Raw genomic sequence first — 14,531 nt, 5'->3', positions numbered from 1 at the left:
AGTATTATAGAACTCGATTCAAATCTTTTTTGTTTTTATGCTTGCAATAATAGTAAACAGGCAAACCAATTAAGGTAAGAACAATACCCAGCATCGCCCCCTGGAATGAATCCTTGACGGTACTATATAGCAGATAAACGCCACCCAACATACCGAGAATCGGTGTGAGCGGATATAGCGGTACCTTGTATAAATTTTCATCACGCGGCATTTTCTTTCTAAGAATGAAGATACCGTAAATCCCTAACGTAAAGAAAATCCAGATAGCAAAAATCGTTAAGTCTGTTAAAGAATCAAAAGATCCAGTTAATATAAACCCGATACACAATAAGGTCTGAAAAAGGAGAGCATGGATCGGCGTTCTAAGTTTTGGATGAATGGTTCCCAAAATTTTCCCGGCTGGAAGAACTCTGTTTTGTCCCATAGCCAAAGCAATACGAGTTCCACAAGTCATTTGAGCATTAAGCGCCCCAAAAATAGAAACAATCATACCTGCCGTAATAAAAGCCGTTCCGCCTGCTCCAAAGAGTCTTACACTAACATCGACACCAATTTTATTGCTCGCCAGCATCTCTGAGGTTGGTACAACGTTAAATATCGCCAAATTAAATGCAATATAAACAACGATCACAAAAAGCAACCCACCAATGATAGCCCGGGGCAAATTCTTCGGTGAATTCTCCACTTCCGCCCCTAATGTACAAGTATTGATCCAGCCATCATAGGACCACAAAACGCCCAGTAAAGCCACGCCAATTCCTGAACCAGTCGCTGCTACAGGTGTAAAACTAACATCATGTGCTGTTCCATTCATCAATCCGTAAACAATAATGGCACCGATAGGAATTAACTTGCCTACAGTTGCCAAAGACTGAAGATAGACACCACATTTCGTCGAAATAATTTGCGCAGTAACAACGACAAGAACCATTAAAATGGCAAATAGCTTTTGTTGCACTGGACTCATGGGCACGAAAAAGGTTGAAAAAGTGGCAATTGCAATCGCCATGGCTGCACTGCCACCCGGACTGGCAATAATAGCTTCTGTCCAGCCATACAAATAACCATAAACATCACCGTATAATTCACACAAATAGGTATATAATCCGCCTAACTTTGGAATGTAAGCAGCAATTTCACAAATGGTTAAGCTGGCACAGAGCGTAATCAGTCCGCCAATAATCCAGATCGATAAGGCTCCGGCAGAAGAACCCATATTATTTAACACAACGGTAGGTTTTAAAAAAACACCCGACCCGATGACAAAACCAATAACAAAAATCATCGCTTCAAACATTTTAATGTTTCGCTTTAAGCCTTGTTCTGACATGCAAACCCCTCCCATAAAATAATCCCCCAACCGCATCCAGATTCATTGCAAAATTGAATCGTTAAAGATCTTAGACGTGATCAGGGGATAAAAACACTATCCATTCGTTATGATTATTAGCAATTTAGTTGAGAACCTCTTCTGGACTCTTATAAGAACGATTTTGTTTTTTCCCGGTTTCCGCTAATGTCAACTCTCCCAAATAAAATGAAAGGCCCTTTCTTAAAGCCGGATTATCAAGCAATGCTTGTTTGCACCCTTTATCGGCAATTTCCAGTGCATAAGGCAGTGTGGCACCTGTTAAGGCATAGGTGGCAGTTCGTGAAAATGCGGAAGGAATATTATCCACACAATAATGCATAATTCCCTCTTCAAAATAAACCGGATGATCATGAGAAGTGGAGCGACACGTCTCAATAGCACCACCGTCGTCACAGGAAACATCCACGATAAGTGCGCCGCGTTTCATTGTTCTGATCATATTGCGAGTAACTAAATGATCTTTTTTCCACTTGGGCCATAATACACAGTTAATCACTACATCCGATTGGGTCAAGTATTGTGCAATATTGGAAGAATTGGAATATAAGAGCTCAACATTCGGTGGTAAAATTGCTTTTGCTTGTTCTAATTTGTCAAAAGAAATATCCAACAAAGTAACCTTATTGCCAAAAGCCGACGCCAATTCAGCAGCCCCAATCCCCGCATAACCAGCACCGATCACCATAATTTCCGGCGTCGTTACACCATAAACCCGGGCCGGCATCATGCCAGTGCCACCATGAATTTTCTGAATGAATTGACAAGCAGCTAAAAATCCTCCCTTACCAGCAATTTCACTCATGGGTCTTAATAAGGGAAAATTGCCTTTACCATCTTGAATATCTTCATAGGCAATCCCCACCGCTCTACTCTCTAAAAACGCATCCGTTTGCTCGCGATGCGCATTAGAATGGATGTAAGTAAAGACAATCAATCCCGCTCTTAAATACTTAAATTCTTCCGGGAACATCTCCTTAACCTTATAAATCATATCGGCTCGCTCAAAAAGTTGTGTTTTATCCACGATCTCTGCACCAGCAGCCCGATAGTCCTGATCCGTAATGCTACTCCCAATACCCGCATCCGCTTCGACGAGAACCGTATGATGATGTTTTTTAAATTCTTTTACACCGAGTGGCGTAACAGCCACGCGATATTCCTGGCTTTTGATTTCTTTCGGAATTCCAATAATCATATAAATTCCTCCCCTGCCAAACTAATATTTTTATACTTGTGCCGAAAAAATTTAATTGTTATATTCGTTGATCAATGTTTTAAACAGGACTCGCTCGTATCCAAATTAACGCTGTTTTCGTAATAAAATAGCCTCCCTTCTCATAATTATTTTATTTAAATGAATTTTCTGACTTTTTATGTTATATAATAGACTTGTCCGAATGAAAATAACGCATCACCTCCCTAGCCAACTCTAAGTTTTGGCGATGGAGATTTTTCATTTAACAGTTCCGAAAGAGTTACATCTAAAGCAGAAGCCAATTTTTGTACAATAAAAACGGTCGGGTGCTTCTTATCCGCTTCAAGTTCTGAGATATAGGTTTGTGAAACACCTGATTTTTCGGATAATTTCTGTTGAGACCATCCCTTTGCCTTGCGAAAAGCGACTAAGTTTTCCAAGTCATCACCCCCCTCGCCAATTTTAATTCTATCTCTTTAGCGATGCATTGTCAATCTTTTTAACGATATATTTTCTTCGTTTTAACTATGCTATAATTGCTATAGCGATATACAGAAGGTGGATAATATGAATGTTGGCAATAGAATTATAGGAATCAGACACAATAAAGGACTTAGCCAATACAAGTTATATAATTTAGCTGAAATTAGCCAATCAGCACTTAGTGACATAGAATCCAATAAAAAATCTCCTACAATCACCACCCTAGAAAAAATTTGTAAGGCCCTCGAAATCTCCTTATCAGACTTCTTTTTAGAAGACAATGCCCATGACAATAATGACCTAGATAACCTTCCCGCTGATTCGAAGAAAGAACTAGCTTTATTTAAAGAATTTCTTCTTTATAAACACGACATAAAAAAGCCTACTACTGAAAAGTAGCAGGTTTTAGAATGTAGACAACGTCGCTAATAAAAAAATTCCCAAACATAGTGAAAAGTGCTAAGAACAATTGACGATTTCCACTATAGTTTCAGCAATTACCATATATAAAAACAGGTTATCACCCGATAACCTGTTTTTATATATGGTAGACTGATACAAAAAAGCTGCTTCTTTTCTGATCGTTGTTTGAACAACTACGATTTTACAGAAAATGCAGCTTTTTGTCGTTAGTTGCGTTTTATATGATCCAATGGATATTTCCACTTTTTTAATTCATCCAGTGTTAAAACAGGAGGCTCCTTTCCTCCATTTAACATCAAGGTCCGATAATACACTTCAGCAACTTCTTCGACATAAATTGCTTTAAGATAAGCTGCTTCAATATCTTTTCCAATCGTCATCACACCGTGACTTTGTAAGAGACAGGCATCTGCTTGTTTTAATGGCTCAATAATGCTTTCAGCAAGCTCTTTTGTCCCCGGTCGTCCATAAGAAGCAACAGGAACAACACCGCCATAATAAACGGCTTCATAAATAATCGGCGGTATTGGCTTATTTAAAACCGCAAAAGAAGTGGCAAACCGTGAATGCGTATGTACCACAGCTTGGATATCTTGTCTTGCCTTGTAGGCAGTAAGATGCATTAAAAGTTCGCTACTCGGTTTCACATTGTCTTTCATTTCAATTATCTTTGCATCTTTATCAACAACACAAATATCTTCATAAGTTAAGTCCTCTCGCGCAATACCCGATGGAGTAACAAGAATCATACCGCTTTTTTCGTCTTTCAGACTCATATTTCCTGATTTGTGCTGACATAAACCGGCTATATCGGCTTTTTTTATAATCGAAGTAAGTTCTTTTTTCAAGTCTTCTAACATAACATATTTCCCCTTTAATTGTTTCTTTCCCTCATATATTTTCCATACCATACAAAAAGCGCGATAAAAGCACTAAAAAGGCCCAGTCCAATCACATCACCATGAATAATGTTTGCCGCATGAGCAATTGCCCAGCGAAATTCAGGGCCTTCAATACCAAAATAAGTTAATAATTGTCCATCTGGAACCGTCAAGGTATTTTGAATTTGCGCATATTTAGTGAAAATTGGTGCAAATTGCGAAGATACGATTAAATAAATTGGCGTTGTAATGATACCCATGATAAGCATTCTTACCAAATTGCCACCTGTGATAATTAAAGAGGATACTACAAAACCAATATTAATAATTGAAGCCAACGGAAGAACACTGCTTATTCCCACTTTTGCAAGCAATACAGCAAACAATAACTCAAATGGAATCAACAAAATGGATGCAACCCAAAGTTCAGATCTTCCAGCAAGAATAGGCCAATCCACACCAATAAAAAATTCTCTGCCATTATATTTTTCTTTCATAAAATCGCCTGCTGCTTGTGCAATAGGTCCTAATGAATCCATAAACAAATTGGCTACCAAAGGAAATAATACTAGAGCCGTTGCCACTTGAACAGCCGTGGTCAGTATTCCCTTCATGTCATATCCGCCAAAAGCAGCTATAGCACCACCTACAATAAAGCCCATGACACTATTTTCACCAAATATCCCGATCTTTTCTTTAAGTTTATTTGAATCCACATTTATCTTGTTAAGTATAGGGACGAAATCTAACATTCTATTGATCGGTGCTAAAATAACACCTTCCAAATTCATAACATGCGCACAAGTTACATCAGGTAACTTGGATAGCTTATGAATGGATTTTTGCATAAAATCACCATTTTTAAGCTCAAATACCACTTCAACACCTGCAGCGACAAGTCCTAATGCCACACTATCCGTTAACGCGGTTACCATTAACGCAGTAAGTATTTTCCCCCATACATTCCACATATCTACATTTAAACAGTTTGTCCACCCCAAGGCAATCATAATAACATTAATCGCGATTTGAATAGGAAATACCATCAAGGCATAGGGCCAAGCCCAGGCAATAGCAGCAACAGGTGACCAACCGACATCAATGGTTGTTAAATTTATTCCTGTACTTCTAACAAAAGCAGCTGCTGCAGGACTAATTGAATTAAACATAAATCCCAAAACGACATTCATCCCTGTAAAGGCAATTCCTAATGTAATACCACAAATAATGGCTTTTTGAGGTTTCATTTTCACGATTAAAGCAATAATAATCATGACGATAGGCAAAAAAACCGCAGCACCTAAGTCTAATATATATCTAATTACTGCATCCATGTGATAGCCTCCTAAACTTTACATGTCAATTCCAGCTATTTTAATGAACTCCCACTTTTTAGCGGGAGTTCATTAAAAATTCATGCTTAAATCTATCTTGCGAACAACTGCTTTAAATTTTTTGCGAATGGAGCATAGACAATTCCCTTTTCTGTAACAATGGCCGTAATATTATTGTGAGGAGTTACATCAAAAGAAGGATTATATACCTTTACATCCTTAGGAGCTGTCCAGACACCAAACCGACAAGTAACTTCCTCGGGAGCTCTTTCTTCAATGGGAATATCCGCTCCTGTTGGCGTATCTAAATCAATGCTTGGTGTAGGCGCGGCAATATACATAGGAATATGAAAGTATTTAGCCAGAATTGAAACACCAAAAGTACCAATTTTGTTGGCTGTATCACCATTGGCAGCTATTCTATCGCATCCTACAATAACGGCATTCACTTTTCCCTGTGACATCACAACTGCTGCCATATTATCCGTAATTGTCGTAACATCAATGCCAGCCATCTGTAATTCCAAAGCTGTCAAAGTAGAACCTTGAAGTCGTGGTCTTGTTTCATCAGAATAAACTTTCAGATGCCACCCTTTTTCTTTTGCAAGATACATGGGAGCTGTTGCAGTTCCATACTTTGAAGTGGCTAACTGACCGGCATTGCAATGAGTTAAAATACCCATTCCATCTTGCAGCAAGGTAATGAGTTCTTCACCAATTGTCTTACATATTTCTATATCTTCAGCATGAATTTTTTTCGCCTCGGCACGCAAAGCTTGTTTGATTTCACTAATAGGTCTTTCTTTCAGCTCTAATGCCCGATTTTCCATTCTTGTAAGTGCCCAGGAAAGATTCACGGCAGTCGGCCGACTGGAATTTAAATAATTCGATTTTGCTTTTAAAACCTGATAAAAGTTTTCAAAAGTATCGTTGGGAGCATTTTTCACACCAAAATATAAGCCATAGCCTGCAGTAACGCCAATCGCAGGAGCTCCTCTTACAATCATGTTTTTGATGGCAAGATAAACATCTTCAGCCGTATGATAAGTAATATATTGTATGTCATTTGGTAATTTGGTTTGATCAAGCAAGATCAGTTCATCTTTTTCCTCATTCCATTGGATTGCCAATAACTCAGCCATAATATTTTTTCTCCTTTGCTATTATTTTGCAGATTGTTTAATTAAATCGGTAAATTCTTGAATGGAATTTAAATTATTTCTTTGCAAAAGTATTGCTTGTCCAATTTTTAAACCTAATCTTTGAGCTTTGGCTCTTGCCTGTAAATCTTCTATCGCATCCAAGTCAGGTACATGAGCCATACCAATGATTCTCCGCATCACTTCACAAGCAGAAAATCCGATCGTTTCATGAAGCAACTCTTGAACATAACTTTCTTCATACCCGGGAATCTGCGTTATGATATCTTTCGATTCATGCTGCCAAAGTTCATGAAAATTTTCTGAAAATGCGCACCAAATTTCTTCAATGGATTTTAATAAATATTCCCGATAACTCTTAATGTCTGACAAATTTTTATCCGCTCGCCCTTCCCAAGAAACATAATTTAATATAAAATTTGCCAATAACAAGCCAATATCATAGCCATAAGGACCATAAAAAGCAAATTCTGCGTCAAATATAACACATTTGTTTTCATCGATAAAGATAGAACCCGTATGTACATCACCATGAAGCAAGGCTTCCGCTTTCGTCATAAATATCGATTTTAATTTTGCTGTTTCCAAACGCACCTGTTGATTGCCCCAAACTTGTTCTACAGCTGTTTTTATATAAGGATTGACATTATTAGATGCAGAATCGGCATAGGGATCATTTAGAACAAGTTTCTCCGTAATATCACACAATTCCGGACTAATAAAGCGGGATACGATTTTTTTCTTCTCCATCGGACCCATTCCCATATCTGATGATAAGAATAAGTTTCTGGCAAAAAACCGGCCAATCTGCCCTGGAAATTTAGGATATTTTTTCATAGACATTAGCCCATTTCTTAATGTCTCCATTTCGCCTAAATCTTCCATAATCGTCAGTGCATAATCATCACTATGATGATATACGCGCGGAACAGAGCCAGAGCATAGTTTATTTTGTAATTGCATCGTCTCCGCTTCAATTCTATTCCGGTCAATCGTAAGTTTCCAGCCTTCACCAGCTACTTTCAAATAAGGAAGGGCTTGTTTTACAATCACTGTTTTATGATCTGTCAGATCACTTATTCTAAAAACAAGATTTAAATTTCCGTCACCAACTTCTTTTGCAGCCAACTGATGATCGCTCGGAAAAACGCCAACTTTTTTTACATAATCACCAATTGTTTCACTCGTCATGGCTTGATACTCGTTCACAAAAAACACCTCCACATTTTAATAATTGTTATTTTGTTATTTAATAACTCTATTTTTGTTACTAAATAACATTATAAATAACATTTTGTGATATTTTAACATTATTTAATTAGATATTACATCAATATTCTTAAAATATCAACAGTTTTTTAATATTCTATTATTTTTTTATGCATCAATTGGCAAATGCAGTTAATATTTTTATTTTCATTTGCATTTGGCATTTTTTTTTAAGAAATGACTTTTATGAAATGTTTATTATTTTAACATTTCATGTTAAAATAAACATTATTCTTCCTTAATAGGTCGAAATTTGATTAGTTTCCTTAGTTCCAGTATTTTTTAACATGGAGGAGTATAAATGAATGCGGAAAAAAGGCAAAAATTCATTGAAAATTTTATCATGTCAGGAGCAAGGGTTGAAATAAAGACGTTAAGTAATGAACTGAACGTCTCTGAGATGACTATACGAAGAGATTTGAGAAAGTTAGAAGAACAAGGTCTTATAAAAAGAGTGTTTAAAGGGACAGAGTTAGATTCTATAAAAAATAGCGATTTAATAGATGACAGTTTAAAAAAAAGGATTGTACAAAACACGGAAGAAAAAAAACTAATAGGAAAAATTGCCGCTACTTTTGTAAAAGATGGGGATATCATCGCCCTAGATGCCTCAACAACAGTCTATGAAATGTGTAAACATCTAAAAGATAAAAAAATTACCATCATTACGAATTCAATTAGAGTGTGTTTATATTTTAGTATGGTTAAAAACGTAGACATTATTTTGGCAGGTGGAAATTTAAGATATGGAACGCTCTCTCTAATTGGTCCAGATGTTGGTACTAATTTTAGAAAATATTATACAAATAAAATATTTATTTCAGGAAAAGCTTTATCTTATGAGAATAAATTAACAGATATTAACGCATTCGAAATTGAAACTAAGAAGGCTTTAATCGAAAATACTAAAGAAGTTTTTGTATTGCTTGATCATTCAAAGTTAAATAAAACATCTCTCATAAAAGCATGTGATTTAAAAAACATATCCAAACTTATCATAGATGGTATGAAAGAATTTTCAGATCAAGAAGAAAAAGTAATACAAAAGATTAAAAATGAAGGTGTAGAAGTCATTATCGCGTAAATAGAGCAAAATCACACAAAATACGGCATAAAAAAACCTACTACCGAAAAGTAGCAGTTTCTAGAGCACAATATAACGACCCCATGTACAGAAATCACTTACAATCGATTTCTGTACATGGGGATTTTTTTAGTATATCCAGATTTCAGATCTAGTTTTTTAAGAATCTTTCCGAGAAAATTTATGTGCGGCACTATTATTCGAACTGTGCTTACCAGCGGATTTGGCTTTTCCCTTTGATTTTCCTGTGCCAGTTGACTTACGCCGTGCCGCGCCTTTACCACCACCCGGCTTTTCACCATGACCTTTTCCTGCTGATTTATTATTGTGTATAAATTTCCGGACATCGCCAGCACTCAGCCCGACTTTTTTCAACACATGCTCCCCACTGGAAGTCAAAACAAAATCGATACTCCGTTCCTGAGGATTCACCTTAAGTAACTTAATTTCCACTTCGTCACCTAGGCGATACTGCTTACGCGTCCGCTCGCCAAGCAACATATAACGTTCTTCATAATACTGATAGTAGTCATCATCCATAGAAGAAACATGAACTAAGCCTTCAATACCTGTTTCAAGCTCAACGAACAAGCCGAAAGCCGTAACACCGCTGATAATGCCCTTAAACTCTTCCCCAACAAATTGCGCCATATACTCGACTTTCTTCAAATCCACCGTTTCGCGCTCGGCATCAGCTGCCGCTCTTTCTTTGAGTGAACAATGATGAGCCCAGTCAGGCAACAATTCATCCAGTTGTTCCCGCCGCGCCTTGGAAATCTTATTCGTTGGCAGGGTTTCACGCAACAGGCGGTGTACAATCAAGTCCGGATAGCGACGAATAGGCGAAGTAAAATGTGTATAATATTTCGCAGCTAAACCAAAATGACCGAGATTTTCCGCTTCATAACGAGCTTGCTTTAAAGAACGCAGCATAACCGTACTAATAATGCGTTCTTCCGGTTGACCGGCAATTTTCGTCAAAACCTGCTGCAGCTGCAACGGTTTTACATCGCCAGCCGTAGCAATGGTTTGTCCAAAGTTATGCAGCAAAACATTGAGCTTAGCAATTTTATCCTGTTCCGGCTCTTCATGGACGCGATAAATAAAGGGCAATTTATTCCGTTCCATATGTTCGGCAACCGTTTCATTGGCAACAAGCATGAATTCTTCGACAACAGACTCAGCAATCGTCCGCACCCGTTTTACGATTTCCACTGGATGGCCTGCTTCATCCAGTTTTACCTTGATTTCCGGGAAATCAAAATCAATCGCCCCGCGCCGCATGCGACGACCCCGCAAAATTTTACATAACCGCTCCATGTCGTGTAAATGCGACACTAAATCGGCATACTCCTGACTCAATGCTTCGTCCTGTTCAGCCAAAATTTTGCGGACAATTGTATAAGTCAAACGCCGCGTTACATGAATGACACTAGGAAAAATTTCATATGACAAGACTTGTCCATCAGGACTCAGTTTCATTTCACACGTCATAGCCAAACGATCTACTCCGGCATTGAGACTGCAAATACCGTTCGACAAACGCCTGGGCAACATGGGAAGCACTCTGTCTACTAAATAAACACTTGTCCCCCGTTCGAGGGCTTCACGATCTAAAATACTGTCCTCCGTCACATAGTAGCTCACATCAGCAATATGCACACCAAGCTGATAGCAGCCGTCAGCTAACTTTTCCACACTTACAGCATCATCTAGATCCTTGGCATCTTCCCCATCGATCGTCACCATCATACGCTCACGCAAATCACGCCTTCCAGCAAAATCTTGCTCCGTAATGGCATCAGGCACCGCATCTGCGGCAGCCTTCACTTCAGCCGGAAAATCGACAGGCAAATTATGATTTTTGATAGCAGACAGAATTTCAATGCCTGTATCTCCTGTAAAGCCAAGAATTTCACTAATCATGCCCTCGGCATTCCGGCCCTTGCCTGGCCATTTGGTCATCGTGACAACTACTTTTTGATCGCTTTCAGCTCCATTAAAATCCGCTTTAGGAATAAAAATATCGTAACCAATCCGCTTATCATCAGGTGTGACAAAGCCATAATGTTTTTGGGCCTGAAAAGTTCCCACAATGGCATGATTGGCCCGTTTTACAATGCGAATAATTTCGCCTTCTTGGGCACGTCCGATAGCTTTACTGCTTTCAATGCGCGCCACAACACGGTCATTATTCATGGCTCCATTTAACGCATGATGAGCAATATGAGCGTCAGGGTTACCGGGAATCTCACTAATAACGAATCCTGCTCCCTTACGGGTCATTTCAAGCCGTCCCACCATCAAATTCATGCGAGCGGGAACACCATATTTATCAAATCGCGTCTTAATAACTTGGGCATCTTGCTCCAATTCTTCTAGAGCCTGCCAGAAATCATCAATCACTGCACCGCTACAACCAAGCTGTTCCACCAAATCTTCAGCAAGCAAAGGTTTATAGGCCGCATGATTCATAAATTCGAGTATTTGTTCTTTCATTGCCATTATTTATCATCCTTTAGCACAATGGCAGTCGTTTTGCCTTCGGCTGTTACTGTCCCGTCTGCCAATTGAATTTTTCCGAAAAGTTCATACACCTTGCCTTTCACCTTATGAATACGCCCACTAACCGTGAGCGGCTGATCAATCGGTGTGGGATGCCGATAGCGAACTTCCAGCCTTGCTGTTAAAGCGTGCAGCCCCTTAGCATAAAGATAGCCAGCCGTTACTTCATCAAGAAGCGTACTAATAATACCGCCATGCAAAATACCAGCATAACCTTGGTGTTCTTTCTTACCAGTAAACTGGGTCTGATACGTATCATTGATCTCTTGAAATTTCAGATGCAGTCCCAAGGGATTTTGAGAGCCACAGGCAAAGCACCAATCATTCTCGTCACTCATGAGTTTTTCCCTCCTTGGCCTCTTTTAATCCGTTTCAGTCAAAAATTGATCAATTTCTTTAAAAACCGTTTCCCGCTCCATATCCAGTGTCACAATATGTCCGGATTTTTTCAGCCAGACTAACTTTTTTTGTTCACCTAACACATGATCATAAATAAATTGGGCACTCTTCGGCACAACGGTTTTTTCAACACGCGACTGTATAATTAGCAAGGGCTGACTGACTTTATCGAGTTCGCCCCGAACATGCCCAATTAATTTGAGCAGGCTTTTTAAGCTTTTGAGCGGTGTACGCTGATAACAGACAGAATAGCAAGCAGCCACATCAGACATTGGCTTACGACGTCGGGGTACAAAGTCGGCAAATAGCGAGGCTACAGGCAACCACTGCAACCTTTTTTCGGCAATATAAATGGGTGCACTTAGACTAATGACTTTCTGAACCGATTCATTTACAGCAAGTTCCAGTGCAAGCAATCCCCCCATAGATAAGCCAATCGCAACAATTTCATCGCATTGGGCCGCTAGCAAATGATAGGCATCAAGGACCGAGCCATACCAATGCCGCCAGGAAGTACAGGCCATATCTTCAGGTGTTGTCCCATGCCCTGCCAGCCGAGGTGCCAAAACCGTATAATTTTCTCTATGTAAATGCTCACCAAGCAGTCTCATTTCTGAAGGAGAGCCAGTAAATCCATGAATGAGCAGCGCGCCTTTTCTACTGCCAGGTAATAGAAAAGGTTCAGCGCCAGGCAATATTTTCAGCAAAGATAACCCCACACTTTACGCATATTTTATCCGTATTTTATCCAGAGGATGATAGCTTTATTGTACCATAATTCCCCTGTTGTTGATACAGGCAGAACAGCGCAATTCAAGGACCTTTAAAAGAAGTAAAACTCCCACTTTAATCAGTGGGAGTTTTACTTCTTTATAATGTGACGCCATTTTTAAAAATAGCAATGTCCCGGAAACCGAGAATTTCTGATTTAGTCCGTTGACCTGAGGCAATTTTTACGATTTGCTTGAAAAACTCATCCGTCAGCTCAGCCATCGATTGGCCAGACAGGAGTGGACTGGCGTCGAAATCAAACCAGTTATTTTTCCGCGTAAAAATACCGTTATTTGTCGCTATCTTCACTGTTGGAATAACCGTTCCAAGGGGGGTTCCACGCCCCGTTGTAAACAGGATCATGTGACAGCCAGCAGCAGCTAGAGCTGTGGCAGCAACCATATCATTGCCAGGCGAACTGAGCAAGTTGAGTCCTTTTACCTTGACGCGATCGCCATAGGAAAGCACATCTTTAACCAAGCTCGTGCCGCCCTTTTGCGTACAACCCAATGATTTATCTTCTAGTGTACTAATGCCGCCCTTTTTATTGCCTGGCGAAGGATTCTCATAAATTGGTTGATTATAGGCCATGAAATACGCTTTGAAATCATTAATCAGCTGCACAATTTTATCAAATGTTTCTTTATCAACGGCTCGATTCATCAGAATTGTTTCAGCACCAAACATCTCGGGAACTTCTGTCAACACCGAACTGCCGCCTAGACGAATCAGCTTATCGGAAAGGGACCCTACTAAGGGATTGGCCGTTATACCGGAAAAGCCATCAGACCCACCGCATTTTAAGCCGATAACAAGTTCGTTCACCGAACATTCTTCACGCTGAATTTGATCCGCGTAACTTGCCAGTTCTTCCACAAGACGACAACCTATTTCAACCTCGTCAGCAACATCTTGTGCAACTAAAAATTTCACCCGCTCAAAATCGTAGTCGCCTAGAACCTTTTTAAATGCTTCCATATGGTTATTTTCACAGCCAAGTCCCACGACAAGAACGCCGCCGGCATTGGGATGATTCACTAAATCAGCAAGGATGCGCTGCGTATGTTGATGATCTTCACCAAGCTGTGAGCAACCATAAGGATGAGTTATAGCAAAAACTCCGTCGACCTGGGCTTTGCCTTGAATGAGTTTTTCGCTTTGTTGGGCAATAAGCTGAATATTGCGATTGACACAACTTACTGTAGGAACAATCCAAATTTCATTTCTCACACCGACTTTGCCATCTGGACGTCGATAGCCTTGAAAAGTCATCCTATCGTCTACAGGCTGAATCACTTGCTTCACTGGTTCATAGTGATATTCTAACAGCTCACCTAAATTCGTCTTCATATTATGAACATGAACCCAGGCACCTGCCGGAATATCTGCCGTAGCATGGCCAATTGAAAAACCGTATTTCGTAATCAGCTGGCCCGTAGGAATCGAAGTCAGGGCAATTTTATGCCCGGGAGCAATCGCTTCGGCAGCAATCAGTTGAAACGAACCAATCTGAATTTTTTCTCCTTGCTGCACCGGTTCTAAGAGAACAGCAACATTATCTTTGGAATGAATTTGTAGTGGTGCCAAAACAGTTC

General features: G+C 39.5%; 13 protein-coding genes. 2 read left to right on the top strand and 11 right to left on the bottom strand.

Annotation, left to right across the window (positions count from 1 at the left end; all coding sequences use genetic code 11):
* Positions 1 to 4 precede the first annotated feature (4 nt).
* From Ga0466249_RS01765 to Ga0466249_RS01755, 3 genes are all read right to left on the bottom strand, one after another.
* Positions 5 to 1,330 (bottom strand): APC family permease, encoded by a 1,326-nt coding sequence (locus Ga0466249_RS01765; protein ID WP_215827715.1) that lies wholly within the window; start codon positions 1,328 to 1,330, stop codon positions 5 to 7.
* A 124-nt stretch (positions 1,331 to 1,454) separates the two neighbouring features.
* Entirely contained in the window at positions 1,455 to 2,567 is a 1,113-nt protein-coding gene (gene ald / locus Ga0466249_RS01760; protein WP_215827714.1) for an alanine dehydrogenase, read from the bottom strand.
* 224 nt (positions 2,568 to 2,791) lie between these two features.
* A complete protein-coding gene (locus Ga0466249_RS01755; RefSeq protein ID WP_215827713.1) occupies positions 2,792 to 3,007 on the bottom strand; it encodes a helix-turn-helix domain-containing protein in 216 nt (71 codons plus the stop codon).
* A 127-nt stretch (positions 3,008 to 3,134) separates the two neighbouring features.
* Here Ga0466249_RS01755 and Ga0466249_RS01750 point away from each other — a divergent pair, with 127 nt between their 5' ends.
* On the top strand, positions 3,135 to 3,449 hold the full coding sequence (locus Ga0466249_RS01750; RefSeq protein WP_215827712.1) for a helix-turn-helix domain-containing protein: 315 nt from the start codon (positions 3,135 to 3,137) through the stop codon (positions 3,447 to 3,449).
* Between the two features lie 230 nt (positions 3,450 to 3,679).
* On the opposite strand, the gene Ga0466249_RS01745 is transcribed toward Ga0466249_RS01750, so the two are convergent.
* The 4 genes from Ga0466249_RS01745 to mtnK all read right to left on the bottom strand — a co-directional run bounded on the left by Ga0466249_RS01745 (position 3,680) and on the right by mtnK (position 8,057).
* The gene (locus Ga0466249_RS01745) at positions 3,680 to 4,333 is read right to left on the bottom strand and encodes a class II aldolase/adducin family protein (RefSeq protein ID WP_215827711.1); all 654 of its coding nucleotides are present in this window, start codon (positions 4,331 to 4,333) and stop codon (positions 3,680 to 3,682) included.
* 14 nt (positions 4,334 to 4,347) lie between these two features.
* Entirely contained in the window at positions 4,348 to 5,688 is a 1,341-nt protein-coding gene (locus Ga0466249_RS01740) for a PTS galactitol transporter subunit IIC (protein ID WP_215827710.1), read from the bottom strand.
* A gap of 92 nt (positions 5,689 to 5,780) precedes the next feature.
* Positions 5,781 to 6,830: an S-methyl-5-thioribose-1-phosphate isomerase gene (gene mtnA, locus Ga0466249_RS01735; protein WP_215827709.1), complete on the bottom strand. Its 1,050-nt coding sequence runs from the start codon at positions 6,828 to 6,830 to the stop codon at positions 5,781 to 5,783.
* A gap of 21 nt (positions 6,831 to 6,851) precedes the next feature.
* Positions 6,852 to 8,057 carry an S-methyl-5-thioribose kinase gene (gene mtnK, locus Ga0466249_RS01730; RefSeq protein WP_215827708.1) on the bottom strand — a complete coding sequence of 402 codons (1,206 nt, stop codon included), beginning with the start codon at positions 8,055 to 8,057 and terminating at the stop codon, positions 6,852 to 6,854.
* Positions 8,058 to 8,418: 361 nt separating this feature from the next.
* Between mtnK and Ga0466249_RS01725 the strand changes: the two genes are divergently transcribed.
* Entirely contained in the window at positions 8,419 to 9,201 is a 783-nt protein-coding gene (locus Ga0466249_RS01725) for a DeoR/GlpR family DNA-binding transcription regulator (RefSeq protein ID WP_215827707.1), read from the top strand.
* Positions 9,202 to 9,360: 159 nt separating this feature from the next.
* On the opposite strand, the gene rnr is transcribed toward Ga0466249_RS01725, so the two are convergent.
* The 4 genes from rnr to Ga0466249_RS01705 all read right to left on the bottom strand — a co-directional run bounded on the left by rnr (position 9,361) and on the right by Ga0466249_RS01705 (position 14,523).
* Positions 9,361 to 11,706, bottom strand: coding sequence for a ribonuclease R (rnr, locus tag Ga0466249_RS01720; protein ID WP_246588322.1), 2,346 nt, complete (start codon positions 11,704 to 11,706; stop codon positions 9,361 to 9,363).
* Entirely contained in the window at positions 11,706 to 12,104 is a 399-nt protein-coding gene (locus Ga0466249_RS01715; RefSeq protein ID WP_215827706.1) for a PaaI family thioesterase, read from the bottom strand. The genes rnr and Ga0466249_RS01715 overlap by 1 nt, the downstream gene beginning before the upstream one ends.
* A 24-nt stretch (positions 12,105 to 12,128) precedes the next feature.
* Entirely contained in the window at positions 12,129 to 12,872 is a 744-nt protein-coding gene (locus tag Ga0466249_RS01710; RefSeq protein ID WP_312889681.1) for an alpha/beta hydrolase, read from the bottom strand.
* A gap of 163 nt (positions 12,873 to 13,035) precedes the next feature.
* Entirely contained in the window at positions 13,036 to 14,523 is a 1,488-nt protein-coding gene (locus Ga0466249_RS01705; RefSeq protein WP_215827705.1) for a UxaA family hydrolase, read from the bottom strand.
* Between the last annotated feature and the right edge of the window lie 8 nt (positions 14,524 to 14,531).

Origin of the sequence: Pelorhabdus rhamnosifermentans (genome assembly GCF_018835585.1) — a bacterium.
GTDB lineage: Bacteria > Bacillota > Negativicutes > UMGS1260 > UMGS1260 > Pelorhabdus > Pelorhabdus rhamnosifermentans.
This window is presented reverse-complemented; position numbering and strand designations above follow the sequence as displayed.

Coding starts and splice junctions, on each gene's coding strand:
- Ga0466249_RS01765 (WP_215827715.1), bottom strand. CDS start 1,330: ATGTCAGAACAAGGCTTAAAGCGAAACATTAAAATGTTTGAAGCGATG.
- mtnA (WP_215827709.1), bottom strand. CDS start 6,830: ATGGCTGAGTTATTGGCAATCCAATGGAATGAGGAAAAAGATGAACTG.
- rnr (WP_246588322.1), bottom strand. CDS start 11,706: ATGGCAATGAAAGAACAAATACTCGAATTTATGAATCATGCGGCCTAT.
- Ga0466249_RS01715 (WP_215827706.1), bottom strand. CDS start 12,104: ATGAGTGACGAGAATGATTGGTGCTTTGCCTGTGGCTCTCAAAATCCC.
- ald (WP_215827714.1), bottom strand. CDS start 2,567: ATGATTATTGGAATTCCGAAAGAAATCAAAAGCCAGGAATATCGCGTG.
- Ga0466249_RS01740 (WP_215827710.1), bottom strand. CDS start 5,688: ATGGATGCAGTAATTAGATATATATTAGACTTAGGTGCTGCGGTTTTT.
- Ga0466249_RS01750 (WP_215827712.1), top strand. CDS start 3,135: ATGAATGTTGGCAATAGAATTATAGGAATCAGACACAATAAAGGACTT.
- Ga0466249_RS01745 (WP_215827711.1), bottom strand. CDS start 4,333: ATGTTAGAAGACTTGAAAAAAGAACTTACTTCGATTATAAAAAAAGCC.
- Ga0466249_RS01725 (WP_215827707.1), top strand. CDS start 8,419: ATGAATGCGGAAAAAAGGCAAAAATTCATTGAAAATTTTATCATGTCA.